The 17,488-nt window shown below is 64.7% G+C and carries 18 protein-coding genes and 1 pseudogene; 14 read left to right on the top strand and 5 right to left on the bottom strand.

The window, feature by feature from the left end; translation table 11 throughout:
* The 6 genes and pseudogenes from GB927_RS33125 to GB927_RS33100 form a co-directional block, all read left to right on the top strand.
* Positions 1 to 143: pseudogene (locus GB927_RS33125) on the top strand (electron transfer flavoprotein subunit alpha/FixB family protein); the annotation flags it as partial.
* Between the two features lie 146 nt (positions 144 to 289).
* On the top strand, positions 290 to 1,162 hold the full coding sequence (locus tag GB927_RS33120; protein WP_256121418.1) for a 3-hydroxybutyryl-CoA dehydrogenase: 873 nt from the start codon (positions 290 to 292) through the stop codon (positions 1,160 to 1,162).
* A gap of 142 nt (positions 1,163 to 1,304) precedes the next feature.
* Positions 1,305 to 2,288 (top strand): sulfate ABC transporter substrate-binding protein, encoded by a 984-nt coding sequence (locus tag GB927_RS33115; protein ID WP_256121417.1) that lies wholly within the window; start codon positions 1,305 to 1,307, stop codon positions 2,286 to 2,288.
* Positions 2,289 to 2,422: 134 nt separating this feature from the next.
* Positions 2,423 to 3,244: a sulfate ABC transporter permease subunit CysT gene (gene cysT, locus GB927_RS33110; protein WP_256121416.1), complete on the top strand. Its 822-nt coding sequence runs from the start codon at positions 2,423 to 2,425 to the stop codon at positions 3,242 to 3,244.
* 2 nt (positions 3,245 to 3,246) lie between these two features.
* A complete protein-coding gene (gene cysW, locus GB927_RS33105; RefSeq protein ID WP_256121415.1) occupies positions 3,247 to 4,143 on the top strand; it encodes a sulfate ABC transporter permease subunit CysW in 897 nt (298 codons plus the stop codon).
* Positions 4,140 to 5,162: a sulfate/molybdate ABC transporter ATP-binding protein gene (locus tag GB927_RS33100; protein WP_256121414.1), complete on the top strand. Its 1,023-nt coding sequence runs from the start codon at positions 4,140 to 4,142 to the stop codon at positions 5,160 to 5,162. The genes cysW and GB927_RS33100 overlap by 4 nt, the downstream gene beginning before the upstream one ends.
* Before the next feature lie 4 nt (positions 5,163 to 5,166).
* Here GB927_RS33100 and tlpA read toward each other — a convergent pair whose 3' ends face one another.
* The gene (gene tlpA, locus GB927_RS33095) at positions 5,167 to 5,847 is read right to left on the bottom strand and encodes a thiol:disulfide interchange protein TlpA (protein WP_256121413.1); all 681 of its coding nucleotides are present in this window, start codon (positions 5,845 to 5,847) and stop codon (positions 5,167 to 5,169) included.
* A 23-nt stretch (positions 5,848 to 5,870) separates the two neighbouring features.
* On the opposite strand from tlpA, the gene argH reads away from it, so the two are divergent.
* From argH to GB927_RS33075, 4 genes are all read left to right on the top strand, one after another.
* Positions 5,871 to 7,274, top strand: coding sequence for an argininosuccinate lyase (gene argH / locus GB927_RS33090; protein ID WP_256121412.1), 1,404 nt, complete (start codon positions 5,871 to 5,873; stop codon positions 7,272 to 7,274).
* A 105-nt stretch (positions 7,275 to 7,379) separates the two neighbouring features.
* Positions 7,380 to 7,565 carry an LPS translocon maturation chaperone LptM gene (gene lptM / locus GB927_RS33085; RefSeq protein ID WP_069060824.1) on the top strand — a complete coding sequence of 62 codons (186 nt, stop codon included), beginning with the start codon at positions 7,380 to 7,382 and terminating at the stop codon, positions 7,563 to 7,565.
* Positions 7,566 to 7,586: 21 nt separating this feature from the next.
* Positions 7,587 to 8,855, top strand: coding sequence for a diaminopimelate decarboxylase (gene lysA / locus GB927_RS33080; RefSeq protein WP_256121411.1), 1,269 nt, complete (start codon positions 7,587 to 7,589; stop codon positions 8,853 to 8,855).
* Between the two features lie 208 nt (positions 8,856 to 9,063).
* Positions 9,064 to 11,694, top strand: coding sequence for a TIGR02302 family protein (locus GB927_RS33075; RefSeq protein WP_256121410.1), 2,631 nt, complete (start codon positions 9,064 to 9,066; stop codon positions 11,692 to 11,694).
* Here GB927_RS33075 and GB927_RS33070 read toward each other — a convergent pair whose 3' ends face one another.
* The 3 genes from GB927_RS33070 to GB927_RS33060 all read right to left on the bottom strand — a co-directional run bounded on the left by GB927_RS33070 (position 11,695) and on the right by GB927_RS33060 (position 13,399).
* Positions 11,695 to 12,054, bottom strand: coding sequence for a response regulator (locus tag GB927_RS33070; protein ID WP_256121409.1), 360 nt, complete (start codon positions 12,052 to 12,054; stop codon positions 11,695 to 11,697).
* Positions 12,055 to 12,138: 84 nt separating this feature from the next.
* Entirely contained in the window at positions 12,139 to 12,687 is a 549-nt protein-coding gene (gene hpt, locus GB927_RS33065) for a hypoxanthine phosphoribosyltransferase (RefSeq protein WP_256121408.1), read from the bottom strand.
* A 46-nt stretch (positions 12,688 to 12,733) separates the two neighbouring features.
* The gene (locus GB927_RS33060) at positions 12,734 to 13,399 is read right to left on the bottom strand and encodes a hypothetical protein (RefSeq protein WP_256121407.1); all 666 of its coding nucleotides are present in this window, start codon (positions 13,397 to 13,399) and stop codon (positions 12,734 to 12,736) included.
* Between the two features lie 197 nt (positions 13,400 to 13,596).
* Between GB927_RS33060 and ftsE the strand changes: the two genes are divergently transcribed.
* The 4 genes from ftsE (at position 13,597) to GB927_RS33040 (ending at position 16,915) form a co-directional block, all read left to right on the top strand.
* Positions 13,597 to 14,259, top strand: coding sequence for a cell division ATP-binding protein FtsE (gene ftsE, locus GB927_RS33055; RefSeq protein WP_256121406.1), 663 nt, complete (start codon positions 13,597 to 13,599; stop codon positions 14,257 to 14,259).
* Positions 14,252 to 15,259, top strand: coding sequence for a cell division protein FtsX (locus GB927_RS33050; protein WP_256121405.1), 1,008 nt, complete (start codon positions 14,252 to 14,254; stop codon positions 15,257 to 15,259). The genes ftsE and GB927_RS33050 overlap by 8 nt, the downstream gene beginning before the upstream one ends.
* Positions 15,260 to 15,404: 145 nt before the next feature.
* Positions 15,405 to 16,046, top strand: coding sequence for a YdcF family protein (locus GB927_RS33045; RefSeq protein WP_256121421.1), 642 nt, complete (start codon positions 15,405 to 15,407; stop codon positions 16,044 to 16,046).
* Positions 16,047 to 16,123: 77 nt separating this feature from the next.
* Positions 16,124 to 16,915, top strand: a complete 792-nt coding sequence (locus GB927_RS33040) for a lysophospholipid acyltransferase family protein (RefSeq protein WP_256121404.1) — start codon at positions 16,124 to 16,126, stop codon at positions 16,913 to 16,915.
* Here the strand turns inward: GB927_RS33040 and GB927_RS33035 are convergent, their stop codons facing one another.
* Positions 16,916 to 17,467: a gamma-glutamylcyclotransferase gene (locus GB927_RS33035; protein ID WP_256121420.1), complete on the bottom strand. Its 552-nt coding sequence runs from the start codon at positions 17,465 to 17,467 to the stop codon at positions 16,916 to 16,918. It lies immediately after the preceding gene.
* Positions 17,468 to 17,488 lie beyond the last annotated feature (21 nt).

The raw sequence follows: 17,488 nt of genomic DNA, 5'->3' as shown, positions 1-17,488 counted from the left end.
TCCAGCATCTCGCCGGCATGAAGGACTCCAAGGTGATCGTGGCGATCAACAAGGACGAGGAGGCGCCGATCTTCCAGGTCGCCGACTATGGCCTCGTCGCCGATCTCTTCGAGGCGCTGCCGGAGTTGCAGAAGGCGCTCTGAGCCGGCGAGGGCCTGGCTTTGCGACGATGATTTCACTGGAAATATACGTCGCGTCCCTTTATCACTTCACCGGGCCGGCTCGACCGGCCCGGTGTTTTTTTGCCTGCGCCTAGAGGTGCGGACTGTGTGACGAGGCGGTTGGCGCTATGATCAAGAACGTCGGTATTGTGGGTGCAGGCCAGATGGGGTGCGGTATCGCGCATGTCTCGGCCATGGCCGGGTACAAGGTCCATATCTACGACCTGTCGCCGGAGCGCATCGAGGCCGGGCTCGCCACGATCAACGGCAACCTCGCCCGCCAGGTTTCCTCCGGCAAGATGGACGACGAGGAGCGCAAGAAGGCGCTCGCGCTGATCAAGGGGTCTTCCGACATCAACGATCTTTCCGACGCCGACCTCGTCATCGAGGCGGCGACCGAGGACGAGACCGTCAAGCGCAAGATCTACGGCCTGGTCTGTTCCGTGCTGAAGCCGGAAGCGATCCTCGCCACCAACACGTCCTCGCTGTCGATCACCCGCCTTGCCTCGGCCACCGACCGGCCGGAGCGCTTCATGGGCATCCACTTCATGAACCCGGTTCCGGTCATGAAGCTGGTGGAACTCGTGCGCGGCATCGCCACCGAGGAAGTCACCTTTTCGGCCGCCAAGGAATTCGTCACCAAGCTCGACAAGACGATCACCGTCGCCGAGGATTTCCCGGCCTTCATCGTCAACCGCATCCTGCTGCCGATGATCAACGAGGCGATCTACACGCTCTATGAAGGCGTCGGCTCGGTCGAGGCCATCGACACGGCGATGCGGCTCGGCGCCAATCACCCGATGGGGCCGCTGCAGCTGGCCGATTTCATCGGTCTCGACACCTGCCTCTCGATCATGCAGGTGCTGCATGACGGGCTCGCCGACTCGAAATATCGCCCGTGCCCGCTGCTCGTGAAATATGTCGAAGCCGGCTGGCTCGGCCGCAAGTCCGGCCGCGGTTTCTACGACTATCGCGGCGAGGTTCCGATCCCGACGCGCTGAGCGGCGGAGATTCCGCCAAGCCCGCCTTTCAAGGAAAAATGTTTCGCCTGCCGCCCCGGGGGCGACAGGCCCATGTCTCGGATCGCCACCGGCCGGTCGCTATTGTCTGCCCGAATTCAATTTCACATTCGGGGTTTTCCAGATGAAACGTTTGCTCCTTCTCGGCGTGGCTCTCCTCGGCCTCGCCGCGCCGCTCTCCGCCCACGCCGCCGACAAGCTCCTCAATGCTTCCTATGACGTGGCGCGCGAACTCTTCGAGGCGGAGAACGCAGCCTTCATCAAGGAGCATCCCGGCGTCACCATCGACCAGTCGCATGGCGGCACCTCAAAGCAGGCGCGCGCCATCGTCGAAGGCCTCGAGGCCGACGTCGTGACCTTCAACCAGGTGACCGACATCGACTTCCTGGCGAAGAACGGTTTCGTCGCGGAAGGCTGGCAGGCAAAATTCCCGAACAACGCTTCGCCCTTCTACTCCTTCCCGTCCTTCCTGGTTCGCGCCGGCAACCCGAAGAACATCAAGGACTGGTCGGATCTCGCCCGTGACGACGTGAAGGTCATCTTCCCGAACCCGAAGACCTCGGGCAACGCGCGCTACACCTATCTCGCCGCCACCGCCTACGCCAAGGAAGCCTTCAAGGACGATCCGGCCAAGGTCGAGGAATTCGTCACCAAGATCTTTGACAACGTGCCGGTCTTCGACACGGGCGGCCGTGCGGCGACGACGACCTTCGTCGAGCGCGAGATCGGCGACGTGATCGTGACCTTCGAGGCCGAGACCAAGGGCATTGCCAAGCAGTACGGCCAGGACAAGTTCGAAAGCGTCGTTCCCTCGGTGTCGCTGCTGTCCGAATTCCCGGTCGCCATCGTCGACAAGGTGGCCGACGCCAAGGGCAGCCGTGATCTCGCCAAGTCCTATCTCGACTTCCTCTATTCGCCGGAAGGCCAGAAGATCGCCGCCGAATTCGGCCACCGCGTCCTTGACGAAAAGGTCGCCGCCGAGTTCAAGGACCAGTTCCCGGAAATCCGCCTCGTGAATGTCGACGACGTCTTCGGCGGCTGGAAGAAGATTTCCGAAGAGCACTTCGCCGAAGGCGGCACGCTGGACAAGATCTACGGTAGCCGCTGATCGTCCAAAGCCATTGTTTTTCCAACAACCGGCGGGCAAAAAGCCCGCCGGTTGTTGGCATGAAAAGCGCGACGCATTCCGGATGGAAACCGCTTCGCACTTTTCCTGGAATTGCTTGAGAAAGGACGCGCGCTTTGAGACGGCGTGTACTGCCCGGATTGCCGCTCGCGCTCGGCATAACCCTCGTCTATGTCGGCATCATCGTCGTGCTGCCGCTGGCCGCGCTCGTCTTCAAGGCGGCGAGCCTCGGGCCGGAAGACTATTGGCGCATCATCTCGTCCGACCGCGCCTTCGCCAGCTACCGCGTCACCGTGCTCTGCGCACTGGCCGCGACGGTGTTCAACCTGTTCTTCGGCCTGTCGCTCGCCTGGGTGCTGGTGCGCTACCGTTTTCCCGGCCGTCGCCTCGTCGATGCGCTGGTCGACCTGCCCTTCGCGCTGCCGACGGCGGTTGCGGGCATTGCGCTGACCACGCTGTTTGCCACGAACGGCTGGTTCGGCGGGCCGCTGTCGCTCATCGGCATCAAGGTCGCCTATACGCCGCTCGGCATCATCGTCGCCATGAGCTTTACCAGCATCCCCTTCATCGTGCGCACGGTGCAGCCGGTGCTGGAAGAGCTCGACCCGGCGCTGGAAGAGGCGGGGCAGACGCTCGGCGCCAGCGACCTCTCGATCTTCGTCAGCGTCATCCTGCCGCTCCTGACGCCGGCGCTGCTTGCCGGCGTGTCGCTCTCCTTCGCGCGCAGCCTCGGCGAGTTTGGCGCCATCATCTTCATCGCCGGCAACCAGCCGTTTTCGACGGAGATCACGGCGCTGCTCGCCTTCATCCGGCTGGAGGAATATGACTATCCGGCCTCGGCCGCGATCGCCTCCGTCATGCTGCTGACGGCCTTCGTCATGCTCACCATCACCAACCTGATGCAGGCCCGCGCCCTGCGCTACACGGCGAGGGGCTGACGATGGCGCATAACATAAGGGGCAAGCCGCCCCGCGTCGGCGACAACAAGATCTTTCGTGGCGTGCTGCTCGGCATCGTGCTCGTGCTCGTCGGGCTGATGATCGTCGCCCCGCTCGTCGTCATCGCCGTCGAGGCCTTTTCCAAGGGCATCGTCTATTTCGCCGGCTCGATCGCCGATCCGGATACGCGCCACGCCATCATGCTCACCGTCATCACCGCGCTCATCGCCGTGCCGATCAACACGGCCTTCGGCGTGGCGGCGGCCTGGGCGATCACCAAACACGATTTCCGCGGCAAGCGGCTCTTGACCGTGATCATCGAGCTGCCCTTCTCGGTTTCGCCCATCGTCGCGGGCGTCTCCTATCTTTTCGTCTATGGCTTGCAGGGCCTGTTCGGCCCGGCACTGCAATCGATGGAGATCAAAATCCTGTTCGCGCTGCCGGGCATCGTGCTTGCCAGCATGTTCGTGACGGCGCCCTTCGTGGCGCGCGAACTGATCCCGCTGATGCAGGCGCAGGGCCGCGATCTCGAAGAGGCGGCGACGTCGCTGGGCGCCAGCGGCTGGCGCACCTTCATCTCCGTGACGCTGCCCAATATCAAATGGGCGCTGCTCTACGGCGTGGTGCTGTGCAATTCGCGCGTCATGGGCGAGTTCGGCGCGGTCTCTGTCGTCTCGGGCAATATCCGCGGCCAGACCAACACGCTGCCGCTGCATATCGAGCTGCTCTATCACGACTACAACGCGGCCGGCTCCTTTGCCGCTGCATCCATCCTCGCCGGCCTCGCCATCGTCACGCTCATCGCCAAGGTTGCGCTGGAGCGGCAGGGCGCCGGCCGCGTCCAGCGTCCGACGGCGCTTGCCGGCGCCGACAGCATCATTCCGGAGACAAAACCTTGAAGATCCGCCTCGACAACGTGGTCAAGACGTTCGAGACCTTCCGCGCCGTGCACGGCGTCTCGCTCGATATCGAAAGCGGCGAGCTGGTCGCGCTGCTGGGCCCCTCCGGCTCCGGCAAGACGACCATCCTGCGCATGGTCGCCGGCCTCGAATACGCCGATGGCGGCGCGATCTATTTCGGCGACGAGAACGCCACCGATATTCCCGTGCGCGAGCGCGGCGTCGGCTTCGTCTTTCAGCATTATGCGCTGTTCCCGCACATGACGGTCGGCGAAAACATCGCCTTCGGCATGAAGGTCTCCAAGGTGAAGCGCTCGCCGCAGGCGATTGCCGAACGGGTCAAGGAACTGCTCGACCTCGTGCAGCTCGGCGGCCTGAAGGATCGTTTCCCGGGCCAGATTTCCGGCGGCCAGCGCCAGCGCGTGGCGCTTGCCCGCGCGCTCGCCGTCGATCCGCGCGTGCTGCTGCTCGACGAGCCTTTTGGCGCGCTCGATGCCAATGTGCGTCGCGATCTCCGCCGCTGGCTTCGAAAAATCCATGACGAACTCGGCATCACCACGATCTTCGTCACCCACGACCAGGAAGAGGCGCTCGACCTCGCCGACCGCGTCGTCATCCTCGACAAGGGCAAGATCGTGCAGGAGGGCACGCCGGAGGCCGTCTGCCGCACGCCGGCCAATGCCTTCGTGATGAATTTTTTGGGCGACGCCAACCGGCTCGATGCCGATATCCGCGGGGGCAAGGCCTATGTCGACGATATTGCCTTCGAGGCGAGTGGCGTGGCGGATGGCGGCGGGCAGATCCTGTTCCGCCCGGCGGATGTCACCTGGCGCGAGCACGGGCACGGCATTGCCGCAAGGATTCTGCGCGTCATCGACCGGCCAGATTCCCGTCGCGTGCTGGCGATGACCGGCAGCGGCCAGCCGGTCGAATTCGACACCGCGCCGGAATTCCCCCATCGCAAGGGCGAGCAGGGCTTCATCGACATCCGCCGGCCGCGCGTCTACGCGACCGCCTGACGCCTCAGCTTTTCGGCGTCGCCAGCGCGGCGTTGATGAGCGCCTTTGCGTCTTCGCTATCCCAGGCGGCGGGGCCGTTCATGGCGGAGATCAGGCAGCCCTTCTCGTCCATCAGAAGCGTCACGGGCAGGCCGAAGGCGAGGCCTTCCTTCTTCAGCGTGTTGAAGACGCCCATCGAGGCGTCGCGGTAATAGCCGAGATCGTTGACGCCCGTCTCGGTGAGGAAAGCCTTCGGCTTCTCGTCGTCGCCGGTATCGATGTTGATCGCCACGACTTCGAACTTCTCGCTGCCAAGGTCCTTTTCCAGCGCGTTCAGCGCCGGCATCTCTTCGCGGCAGGGCACGCACCAGGTCGCCCAGAGATTGACGAGCAGGGTCTTGCCGGAGAAGTCGGCGATCGTCTTCTTCTTGCCGTCCGGTCCATCGAAGATCAGGTCGGGCAGCGGGCGGTGTTCGTCGACCGTCCGCATGGCGGCGACCTGGCCCTTGGAGAAGGGCGTGATCGCCTCGGCCTTGGCGCTGGCGGCGGCGCAGGCGGCGGGATCGGCGGAGGCGAGGGCGCCCGCGCCATTGCCAGACAGGCTTTCCTTCACGTATATCGCTGCACCACCGGCGAGAAGTCCGGCCAGTCCCGCGATGGCGATCAGCTTCGTGGCGGGCAGGCCGAATGTCTTCTTCAATGTCATTTCATTCTCCAGGACAGGCACCCATGGCTGACGGCACTTCCGAGACGAAATCCTCGAACCAGATGTGGGGCGGCCGCTTCGCCTCCGGGCCGGATGCGATCATGGAGGAGATAAATGCCTCCATCGGCTTCGACAAGAAGCTTTACGCCCAGGACATCCGCGGCTCAAAGGCGCATGCCGAAATGCTGGCCCATCAGGGCATTATTTCGGCGGACGATAAGGAAAAGATCGTTCACGGTCTCGACACGATCCTGTCAGAGATCGAAAGCGGCCAGTTCGAGTTCTCCCGCCGGCTGGAAGACATCCACATGAATGTCGAGGCGCGCCTCGCAACTCTCATCGGCCCCGCCGCCGGCCGCCTGCACACCGCCCGCTCGCGCAACGACCAGGTGGCGCTCGATTTCCGCCTCTGGGTAAAGGAAGAGCTGGAAAAGACCGAAAAGGCGCTGACCGGTCTGATCGCCGCCTTCCTCGACCGCGCGGAAGAACATGCCGAGACCGTCATGCCCGGCTTCACCCATCTCCAGACGGCCCAGCCGGTGACCTTCGGCCACCATTGCATGGCCTATGTCGAAATGTTCGGCCGCGACCGCCAGCGCGTACGCCATGCCATCGAGCATCTCGACGAGAGTCCGATCGGCGCCGCAGCGCTCGCCGGCACCGGCTATGCCATCGACCGTCACATGACGGCGAAGGCGCTCGGTTTCCGCGAGCCGACGCGCAATTCGATCGATACCGTGTCGGACCGCGATTTTGCGCTGGAATTCCTGTCGATTGCCGCGATCGCCGCCGTCCATCTGTCGCGCCTCGCCGAAGAGATCGTCATCTGGTCGACGCCGCAATTCGGCTTCATCCGCCTGTCGGATGCCTTTTCGACCGGCTCCTCCATCATGCCGCAGAAGAAGAACCCGGACGCTGCCGAGCTGGTGCGCGCCAAGACCGGCCGCATCAACGGCTCGCTGATCGCGCTTCTGACCGTCATGAAGGGCCTGCCGCTCGCCTATTCGAAGGACATGCAGGAAGACAAGGAGCAGGTCTTCGACGCTGCCGAGAGCATCGAGCTGGCGATTGCCGCGATGACCGGCATGGTGCGCGACATGACCATCCGCACCGACAAGATGAAGGCGGCCGCCGGCTCCGGTTACTCCACCGCGACGGACCTTGCCGACTGGCTGGTGCGCGAGGCGGGGCTGCCCTTCCGCGATGCCCACCATGTGACGGGCCGCGCCGTGGCGCTGGCCGAGAGCAAGGGCTGCGACCTCGCCGAACTGTCGCTCGCGGATTTGCAGGCGATCCACGCCTCGATCACCGCCGACATTTTCAACGTGCTGACGGTCGAGGCCTCGGTCGCCAGCCGCAAGAGCTATGGCGGCACGGCGCCGTCGGAAGTCAGGAAGCAGATCGCCTGGTGGCGGCAGCGGAACTGATCAGGTTGCTTGCAGGACTCATCAGCAGAATCAGGGTGCACAAGACTTGGCGAATTCGCTAAGGATGGTGCCCACCCGATCACCGGCAATTCCAGGGAACGCCTCATGACACGCATCGATATCGGCAGGCTCGCACTCGTGCTCTGCCTTTCCGCAGCGGTTCTCACCGCCTGCGGCCGCAAGGGCGATCTCGACCTGCCGGGCGGCGCGAAACCGGTCGTGAAGACCATCGACGGCAAGAAGGTCGAGCAGGTCGAAGACAAGCCCTTCATCCTCGACCCCCTTCTCTAGTTTTTTAAACGGACAAGACCCGTGAACCATTTCGAGCATCGCGACGGCGTCCTCTATGCGGAGGACGTGCCCGTTCCGGACATCGCCAAGGCGGTCGGCACACCCTTCTACGTCTATTCGACGGCCACGCTGGAGCGCCACTACAAGGTCTTTTCCAAGGCCTTCGACGGCGTCGACGCCATGGTGTGCTACGCCATGAAGGCGAATTCGAACCAGGCCGTGCTGAAGACGCTCGCTAAGCTCGGCGCCGGCATCGACGTGGTGTCGGAAGGCGAATTGCGGCGCGCCCTGGCTGCCGGCGTTCCGGCGTCCCGCATCATGTTCTCCGGCGTCGGCAAGACGCCGCGCGAGATGGACCTGGCGCTTGAGGTCGGCATCTACTGCTTCAACGTCGAATCCGAGCCGGAGCTCGAAATCCTCAATGCCCGCGCCGTTAAGGCCGGCAAGGTCGCGCACGTCTCCTTCCGCATCAATCCGGATGTCGATGCGCGCACTCATGCCAAGATTTCGACGGGCAAGAAGGAAAACAAGTTCGGCATTTCCTGGGAGCGTGCGCGTGCCGTCTACGCCCGCGCGGCCACCCTGCCCGGCATCCAGGTGACCGGTATCGACATGCATATCGGCAGCCAGATCACCGAGCTGCAACCCTTCGAAGATGCCTTCAAGCTGCTGCGCGAACTGGTCGATACGCTGCGGGCCGATGGCCACAGCATCGATCACGTCGATGTCGGCGGCGGTCTCGGCATTCCCTACAAGACCGACAACGCGCCGCCTCCGCTGCCGGATGCCTATGCGGAGATCGTCAAGAACCAGCTCAAGGGCCTCAACTGCAAGATCGTCACGGAGCCCGGCCGCCTGATCGTCGGCAATGCCGGCATCCTGGTCACCGAGGTGATCTATGTGAAGGATGGCGGCGAGAAGACCTTCGTCATCGTCGATGCGGCGATGAACGATCTCATCCGCCCGACGCTTTACGAAGCCTGGCACGAGATCCAGCCGGTCGTTCTGTCCGCCGCGAGCGCCCCGCGCATCCGCGCGGACGTCGTCGGTCCGGTCTGCGAGACGGGCGATTATCTCGCGCAGGATCGCGAAATGGTGCAGCCGAAGCCGGGCGATTTGATTGCCGTCGGCTCGGCCGGCGCCTATGGCGCAGTGCAGGCCGGCACCTACAACAGCCGCCTGCTGGTGCCGGAAGTGCTGGTCAACGGGGCCGAGTTCCACGTCGTCCGGCCGCGGCTTTCCTATGACGACCTGATCGGCCTCGACTCGCTGCCGAACTGGCTCGCCTGAGAAAATCCCGCACAGGAACGTGATCACGTTTTTGCGCGTGCCCTCGTCTTCGCCACAAAGCATGTTATCTTTTAGCCGTGACAGCTAGAGCATTTCCGCTTTTCTCCGAATCGCGAAAACACTCTATCTATGTGCCTTACGCAATTCCGGACGCAAAACCGTTTCACACTTTTGCTGGAATTGCTGAAGCAGCGGAGAGCGGCGACCGATGGCGATTGACACGGACAGGCAGCGCGAAAAGGCGGCGAGCGGCAATCCGCTGGCCCGTCGGCTCGCGGGCAAACGCTTTGCCGCCCGGACCATCCTCTACCTGGAAGCACTCGCCCCGCGCGTGCTGCCGATCCTGCTGCTTGTCGCCGGCTTTCTGGCGCTGACCTGGTTCGGCTATTTTCGCCATGTGCCGGCCTGGCTGCATATCGCGACCCTCGCCGTTTTCGCGCTCGGCCTTGTCTGGCTGCTCGTCCGCCTGCGCGGCATCGTCTGGCCTTCCGTCGACAACGCCGATCGCATGCTGGAGACGCGCAATGCGCTCGCCCACCAGGCGATCCGCGTGCAGGACGACAGGCCGGCGGGTGGCGATGCTTTTGCGCAGGCGCTCTGGCGCGAGCACCAGGCCCGCATGGCGCGTCTCATCGGCACGCTGCGCACCGGCGTGCCGGAACCGGATATCGCCCGCCATGACCGCCACGCGCTGCGTGCCGTGCCGGTGCTTCTCCTCGCCATCGCCTTTGCCTTCTCCTATTCCAACCGCGGTGGCCTGCTCGCGGATATCGTGTCGCTGCGCGCGCCGAGCGAATCTGCGCCGGATGTGCGCATCGATGCCTGGGTGACGCCGCCGGCGCACACGTCGCGCGCGCCCGTCTTCCTCACCGGCAACGGGCAGGGCCAGCCGAGCGAGGCGGCGAAGGGCGAGATCCGCATTCCGCAGTTCAGCGAGCTGACCGTGCGCGTCACGGGCGGTAGCGGCGACGAGCAGGTGAGCTATCAGGTGGCTGGCGAAACCGCGGCCACCGCCATCGAGGAAGAAAAGCCGAAGGACGAGAAGACGGAAGGTGCGAAGACCGAGGCGAAGGTGCCGGTCGCGGTCGCCAACGGCGCGAAGACCCTGCATTACAAGATCCTGAAGGACGGCACGCTTTCGGTCGATGGGCGGACCTGGGCCTTCACGGTCATTCCGGACCGCGTGCCGGAAATCGCCTTCGACGGCATTCCGAAACAGACCGTGGCGGCGGCGCTGGAGATCAGCTTCATCGCCAAGGACGATTACGGCCTTCAGGAAGCCCATGCGGAGATCGTGCCTGTCGAGACACAGAAGGACGCCCGGCCGCTCTATCCGCTGCCGGAATATCGGCTGGACCTGCCGCGCCGCAGCGCGCGCGACGCCAAGGGCACAACGAGCCGCAACCTCTCCGAACATCCGCTCTCCGGCAAGCGCGTGAAGATCACGCTCGTCGCCAAGGATGCGGCGGGGCAGGAGGGCCGCAGCCAGCCGGTCGAGATGGTGCTGCCGGCAAAGAACTTCTTCGAGCCGCTCGCCGCCGCCGTCGCAGAACAGCGGCAGGTCTTTGCGCTCGATGCCAACCAGCTGCCGTTTGCGATCGCGCTCAACGAAGCGCTGACCATGCGGCCGGAAGAGACGATCCCGAACCTCACCCATTACCTGCTGCTGCAATCGGCCGCCGCGCGCATGAAACTTTCGCGCACGGACGACCAGATGCGCGAGACGGCGGATTATCTCTGGGAGATCGCGCTCGGCATCGAGGACGGCAATCTTTCGCTCGCCGACCGGCGCCTGCGCGAGGCGCAGAAGGCCTTGTCCGAGGCGCTGGAGCGCAATGCCCCCGACGAGGAGATCGCCGCGCTGATGAAGGAACTGCGCGAGGCGATGGAAGCCTATATGCAGGAGCTCGCCCGCCAGGCCGCCAAGAACGGCCAGATGCAGCAAAATGCCCAGCAGCAGGGCCAGATCCTGCGCCAGCAGGACTTGCAGCGCATGATGGACCAGATCGAGAATCTGGCCCGTTCCGGGGCGCGTGACCAGGCGCAGCAGATGCTGTCCGAACTCCAGCGCATGATGAACAACCTGCAGGCCGGCCGTCCACAACAGGGGCAGCAGGGCCAGCAGAACGACGCCATGCGCCAGCAGATGGATAAGCTCGGCGAGCTGATGCAGAAGCAGCAGCAACTGATGGAGCAGACCTTCCAGCTCGACCAGGCCTTGCGCGACCGCCAGCAGCGCGGCGACCCGATGCCGGGCGAGGAAGGCGAGCAGCAGCAACAGCAGCAGGGCGACAACGGCGCCGGCCAGCAGCCGACCGACCAGATGACGGCCGAACAGTTGCGCGAGGCGCTGAAGAAGCTTCAGGAGCAGCAGGATGCGCTGGGCAAACAGCTCGGCGAGGTGCAGGAAGCGCTGAAGGGCATGGGCATGGAGCCCGGCGAGGGCTTTGGCCAGGCTGGGCGCGAGATGAAGGGTGCGTCGGAAGCGCTTGGCGAAGGCCAGGGCGAATCGGCCGTCGGCAGCCAGGGCCGCGCGCTGGAGGCGCTGCGCCAGGGTGCGCAGAACATGATGAGCCAGATGCAGGCCATGGGGCAGGGCCAGGGTCAGGGACCCGGCGAAGGCATTCCGCAGGCCGGCCGCAACGGACGCGATCCCCTCGGCCGCGAGCGGCCCGTCAACGGGCAGGGTCCCGACTTCGGCGGTCCGACGAAGATCCCGGAAGAGATCGACATCCAGCGCGCACGCGAAATCCTCGACGAAATCCGCCGCCGGCTCGGCACCGGTGCGGCGCCCGGCTTCGAGCGGGATTATCTGGAGCGGTTGCTCGGGATTCGGTGATTAGGCTGCCAAAGCCTGTGCTACAGCGCGGCGGATATCCGGCAGGCTGAAGGGCTTGCTCACCACGTCGACGATCTTCAATGCAAGGTCGTCGGCGCGTTCGCGCTGTTCGGCATAACCCGTCATCAGCAGGATTTTCAGCGCCGGGTGGGCGGCGGCGGCCTTGTGGGCGAGTTCGATGCCGTCCATGACAGGCATGCGGATGTCGGAAAGCAGCAGGTCGAAGCCGCCGGCCGTCAGCGCGTCGAGCCCGGCGGCGCCATCCGGCGCCTCGACGGTCTCATGGCCGTCCAGCCGCAAGGCGCGTGCGACGAAGACGCGCAGCGAATCCTCGTCTTCGGTGATCAGAATCTTCGCCATCGGTTCCCCTGTTCGGTCCGTTCGGCAATGAAAAGACCAGACTTTCCTTGTCGATCGGTAAACGGCGGCTGGCGGAATTTGCAGTCAGGCGTCCGCGTCGCCGGTCACGATGCCGACGAAGGGCAGTTCGCGGAAGGCGTAAGCGACGTCCATGCCATAGCCGACGACGAAATAATCCGGGCATTCGAAGCCGACATAATCGGCCTCCAGATCGGTCTTGCGCTTCTCGCGCTTGTCGAGCAGCACGGCGATGGTGACGTTGCGTGCGCCGCGCTCGTACATCAGTTCCTTGGCGAAGGTCAGCGTGCGGCCGGATTCGAGGATGTCGTCGATCAGCAGGATATCGCGGCCGGTGACGTCCGAATCGATGTCCTTCACCACCTTCACGCCCTGCGAGACGGTGCCGGTGCCATAGCTCGACAGTGTGATGAACTCGACTTCCGGCGCAAGGCCTGCCGCATGCAGCGCGCGGGTCAGGTCGGCGGCGAAGATGAACGAGCCCTTGAGAACGGCGATGACGAGAAGGTCCTTCGTCGGGCCGCCGGCGATCTGGACCGCAAGCTCTTCGTTGCGCTTGGCGATCTGCCCGGCATCATAGAGCGTTTCGATCTTTTTTCCGCGGACAATATGCATCGCGAGGGGGCTCCCTGGGTGGCGTCAAAGGAGCCGATTAGCACAGTCAGTTGACCGGTGCACCCTCGGGCACCAGGGAAACCGTGACTTTCGGCACTTTTCCGCCACCGTGCGGAATGCGCAGCGCGAAGTTTTCGCTGCCGCCGGCCGCGATCGTCTTGCCGTCGAGGGCGACGCGGCGCGGCGTTTCGCCCGCACCACCGACGAGGATGTCCACCGGCGGGGCAGCCTCCACGCCATCGCCGACATTTTCGACGCGGCCGTAGACGGACAGTACCTTCATGCCGTTCTGGTCGTCGACCGTCGCCGTGACGTCGGCGACGCGCAGCGCAGCGCCGGGCTCGCCCGTCGGAAGCGCCGCCTTCAACGCCGAAAGGCCGCCGGCATAGGCGAAGACGAAGATGAAGCTTGCGGTGACGAGGCCGGCAAAGGCGCGGCCGGAGAGAAGCTGCAAGCCGGCCTCGCACAGCCGGGCTCCCGCCGCGCCGGCGCGCACCAGCAGGTGGCGTGAGGCAGGGCGCAGCGGTACAGGGCGAATCGGGCGGTGGTTGTCGTTGGAGGTGCGCGCCGGGCCGTTCCGGATGACGACGAAATCGACGTCGACCACTTCGCAGCGCGCCTGGGACCGCGGCTTCTTGGCAGGCGTCTTCGGTTCGGGCGGCAGGAGATCGATCCGGCCTTTTGCCTGTTGTCTCGCTCTGAAGGTGTTCATCGCGACCTCCCGCTTGGCCGGCTTTCCGCGCAAAGTCAGGGGCGAAAAGTCGGGCATTGAATGAAATCCTTACGAAACGTAAACCATACTGGTTAATGCTTCGGAAACCCGACCGTGAAAGAGCCGCTTTCCTGTGCGACCTGCGCTACGATAGCGAATCGCGGTTCAGGTAACCGCTTCTAGAACCGGATTGGCCATTGATTCATTTCGAGAATGTCGGACTGCGCTACGGGATGGGGCCGGAGATCCTCCGCGACCTGACCTTCGATATTCCGCGCCGGTCCTTCCAGTTCCTGACGGGGCCGTCCGGCGCCGGCAAGACGACGCTTTTGCGCCTGCTTTTCCTGTCGCTCCAGCCGACGCGCGGCATCATCCGCACCTTCGACCGCGAGATTTCGACGATCCCGCGCGACGAGCTGCCGATGCTGCGCCGGCGCATCGGCATCGTCTTCCAGGATTTTCGCCTGCTCGATCACCTGACGACCTATGAGAATGTCGCGCTGCCGCTGCGCGTGCGCGGCAAGGAGGAATCGAGCTATCGCGCCGACGTGCTGGAACTCCTGAAATGGGTCGGCCTCGGCGAGCGAATCAATGTGCTGCCCGCGGTCCTGTCCGGCGGCGAAAAGCAGCGCGCGGCCATTGCGCGCGCGCTCATCGACCGGCCCGAGCTGCTGCTTGCCGACGAGCCAACCGGCAATGTCGATCCGCCGATGGCGCGCCGGCTCCTGAGCCTCTTCCTCGAATTGAACCGGCTCGGTACGGCCGTGGTGATTGCCACGCATGATCTGTCGCTGATGGACCAGGTGGACGAGGCGCGACGCATGATCCTCTCGCAGGGACGGCTCGACATCTATGACTGACGCTCCCCAGGAGACCGCCCAGGACGCCCAGCCCGCCCGCCGGCTGGAAATGCGCGTGCGCCCGACCGCACCCATCGTGCCGCCGTCGAATGTCTCCGGCAATGCGCTGATGCTGGTCATTGCCATCATGGCCTTCCTCGCCTGCCTCACCTTCGGCGCGGTCAACATGGTGCGTGCCACGGCTGCGAGCTGGCAGAGCCAGATTTCCCGCGAGGTCACCATCCAGATCAAGCCGGACGACGCGCTCGACATGGAACAGGCGCTGAAGGACGTGCGCGACCTCGCGCTCACCTTCTCCGGCACCCGCGACGGCACCATCGTCGACAAGGCGGCGACGGCGCGCCTGCTCGAACCCTGGCTCGGCGAGGGCCTCAACATCGACGAGCTGCCGGTGCCACGCCTCGTCATCGTGACGATCAACGAGCAAAGCCCCCCGGATTTCGCGGCAATGCGGGTGGCACTCGCGGAAAAGGTCCCGACGGCGTTTCTTGACGACCATCGCACCTGGGTGGACCGCCTCGTCGCCATGGCGCGCACGACCGCCTTCATCGGCACGGGCGTGCTGGTGCTGGTCTTTTCCGCCATGGTGCTGACCGTCGTCTTCGCCACGCGCGGCGCGCTTTCCGGCAACCGGCATATCGTCGAGGTGCTGCATTTCGTCGGCGCGGAGGCCGGCTTCGTCGCCTCCGAATTCCAGAAACATTTCCTGAAGATCAGCCTCAAGGGCTCGGTTGCCGGCGGCTTTCTCGCGGCGCTGTTCTTCGCGGTCGCCAGCTTCTGGCAGGGGCGCTCGATCGCCACGCCCCAGAGCGACCAGGCGACCGCGCTGTTCGGCACCTTTTCCATGGGGCTCACCGGTTATCTCGGCATTGCCGCAACGATCGTCGTCATCGCGGTGCTGACGACGCTGACGGCCCGCTTCACGGTGATGCGCACGATCCACGAAATCGACCTCATCCGCTCCGACCCGTCGCGAACCGACCAGCTGCCCGACCAATGACCGAGATGAGACGAACCATCGCCGCGAAGCGGACTATCGCTTGCCGCAATCCGGGTCTATGGACGGAATCATGAACGCGCTGGAACGGGCAAAACCGGGACTGCCGCAGGGCATCCGGTCTGACGGGGAGGGGCGGCGCCGACGCATGCGCCCAGCCCGGCTCGTCGTGCGCGTCGTCCTGGCGCTGATCCTCATCGCCGCTGTCGCCGGCATCGGCGGCTTCCTCTATTTTGCCGAGACGGTCGCGGCCCTCGATGCGCCGCGCGATCCGAAGGCCGACGCCATCGTGGTCTTGACCGGCGGTTACCAGCGGATCGACCGCGCAATCGGCCTGCTCAAGCAGGGGGCCGGCCAAAGGCTGCTGATTTCCGGCGTGAACCCCACGACGAGCGGCAACCAGATCCGCAAGCTCACGCAGAGCTCGTCCGCGCTCTTCGAATGCTGCGTCGACATGGGCTACGAGGCGGTGGACACGATCGGCAATGCCAACGAGACGGCACGCTGGATCAGCGACCACCGGTTCCGCCGGGTGCTCGTCGTCACCAACAATTACCACATGCCGCGCAGCCTGCTGGAGCTGAGGGTTGCCGATCCGCAGACGGAGTTCATCGCCTATCCCGTGGTCAATTCCGACCTGAGGAACGGCAACTGGCTGCGCGAGCCCGGCGTCGTGAAAGCCATGCTGTCGGAATATCTGAAATACAGTGTCGCGCAGATCCGGGCCCTTGCCGGTGCGCGCGGCTGGTCCGGCCTTCGCGGCGACGTGGCGGGTCTTTCCGCGCGCTGAGATCGCGGCGACGGGAGTTCCCCCGCCCGGCAATATCGTGTAGGGCGAAAGGATGCGTCCCCCTCACAGGCTGCCCGATGATCGTCCTTCGTTCCGTGCTTTTCAACACCGCCTTCTACATCAACCTCATCGTGCAGATGATCGTCATGACGCCGGCCTATTTCCTGCTGCCGCGCAAAAAGGCCTATGGCATCGCCAAGAACTGGGCGAGGAGCAACCACTGGCTCTTCGACAAGATCGTCGGCACGACCTTCGAGATCGAGGGCTTGGAGAACATCCCGACGGGCGGCTACATCTTCGCGCCGAAACACCAGTCGTTCTGGGATGCCTATGCGCTGCTGCCCTGGCTTGACGATCCCTTCTACATCCTCAAGCGCGAGCTGACCTGGATCCCGCTGTTTGGCTGGTATTTGAAGAAGCAGCGCATGGTGCCGGTCGATCGCAGCGCGCGCGGCAAGGTCATGGCCGCCGTGATGGAACGCACCAAGGCCGAGATGAATTCCGGCCGCCAGCTCATTATCTATCCGGAGGGCACGCGCCGGCCGCCAGGTGCGCCACCCGAATACAAATACGGCATCGCCCGGCTCTATCGTGACCTCCAGGTGCCGGTCGTGCCGGTCGTCATGCATCCGGGCCTGTTCTGGCCGCGGCGCAAGGCCATGCGCTATCCCGGCCACTTCAAGGTGCGCATCCTGTCGCCGATCGCGCCGGGCATGGATCCCGATGCCTTCCTCGCCCATCTCATCGACGTCATGGAAACGGCGAGTGATCGCCTGCTGATCGAGACCGCGGCGGCAAACCCGAGCCTGCCCCTGCCGCCGACCGCCGAGCAGCGGCTGGCGGAACTGAAGGCGCATGCGGCGGCCTGATCAGGCCGGCAGGCGGGCGTGGAGATCGTCCGCGGCGCGGCCGACATGCTCCAGCCAATGGTCACGGATGCCCATTTCGCGCAGATGCGCCAGCGTGTTGCGCACATAGTCGATGTTGCGGCCGGATTTTCCGACCGCCGCACTCACGGTCGAGGCCGCCTCGTCGATGGAGAGCGAGCCGGCATATTGCTGGTGGGCGCGGTCGATGATGTAGGCGAGCGTCGTGACGCGGCGGCCTCCGCCGAGCATGGCCGAGAGCGTGCGCTCCTTGTAGACATGGGTCACCAGTTCGCGCTCGCGCAGGTAATCGACGACGGCATCGCGGTTTTCGGGCGCGATGCGGAAGGCGACGCCGCGGCAGGAGCCGCCGTAGTCGAGGCCGAGTACGAGGCCGGGCCTCTCCTCCGTGCCGCGGTGCACCCAAGAGCGCACGCAGAGCGACCGGCGGAAGCCGAAAAGATGGGCCGGCTGCCGCTCCTCGAATTCGAAGCCCGGGTTCCACATCAGCGATCCATAGCCAAAGACCCAGAATTCGTTCATATCCACCGTCACTTCTGCCATTTCTCTAAAAGC

It is taken from the genome of Shinella lacus, assembly GCF_010994755.1.
Taxonomy (GTDB): domain Bacteria; phylum Pseudomonadota; class Alphaproteobacteria; order Rhizobiales; family Rhizobiaceae; genus Shinella; species Shinella lacus.
Note: the sequence above shows the minus strand (reverse complement) of the source record. Positions and strands in the feature narration are given on the sequence as shown.

What these genes read in the sequence shown, in the direction of transcription:
- GB927_RS33120 (WP_256121418.1), top strand. Translation starts at nt 290, where the DNA reads ATGATCAAGAACGTCGGTATTGTGGGTGCAGGCCAGATGGGGTGCGGT.
- GB927_RS33115 (WP_256121417.1), top strand. Translation starts at nt 1,305, where the DNA reads ATGAAACGTTTGCTCCTTCTCGGCGTGGCTCTCCTCGGCCTCGCCGCG.
- cysW (WP_256121415.1), top strand. Translation starts at nt 3,247, where the DNA reads ATGGCGCATAACATAAGGGGCAAGCCGCCCCGCGTCGGCGACAACAAG.
- tlpA (WP_256121413.1), bottom strand. Translation starts at nt 5,847, where the DNA reads ATGACATTGAAGAAGACATTCGGCCTGCCCGCCACGAAGCTGATCGCC.
- argH (WP_256121412.1), top strand. Translation starts at nt 5,871, where the DNA reads ATGGCTGACGGCACTTCCGAGACGAAATCCTCGAACCAGATGTGGGGC.
- lptM (WP_069060824.1), top strand. Translation starts at nt 7,380, where the DNA reads ATGACACGCATCGATATCGGCAGGCTCGCACTCGTGCTCTGCCTTTCC.
- GB927_RS33075 (WP_256121410.1), top strand. Translation starts at nt 9,064, where the DNA reads ATGGCGATTGACACGGACAGGCAGCGCGAAAAGGCGGCGAGCGGCAAT.
- GB927_RS33070 (WP_256121409.1), bottom strand. Translation starts at nt 12,054, where the DNA reads ATGGCGAAGATTCTGATCACCGAAGACGAGGATTCGCTGCGCGTCTTC.
- hpt (WP_256121408.1), bottom strand. Translation starts at nt 12,687, where the DNA reads ATGCATATTGTCCGCGGAAAAAAGATCGAAACGCTCTATGATGCCGGG.
- GB927_RS33060 (WP_256121407.1), bottom strand. Translation starts at nt 13,399, where the DNA reads ATGAACACCTTCAGAGCGAGACAACAGGCAAAAGGCCGGATCGATCTC.
- GB927_RS33050 (WP_256121405.1), top strand. Translation starts at nt 14,252, where the DNA reads ATGACTGACGCTCCCCAGGAGACCGCCCAGGACGCCCAGCCCGCCCGC.
- GB927_RS33045 (WP_256121421.1), top strand. Translation starts at nt 15,405, where the DNA reads ATGCGCCCAGCCCGGCTCGTCGTGCGCGTCGTCCTGGCGCTGATCCTC.
- GB927_RS33040 (WP_256121404.1), top strand. Translation starts at nt 16,124, where the DNA reads ATGATCGTCCTTCGTTCCGTGCTTTTCAACACCGCCTTCTACATCAAC.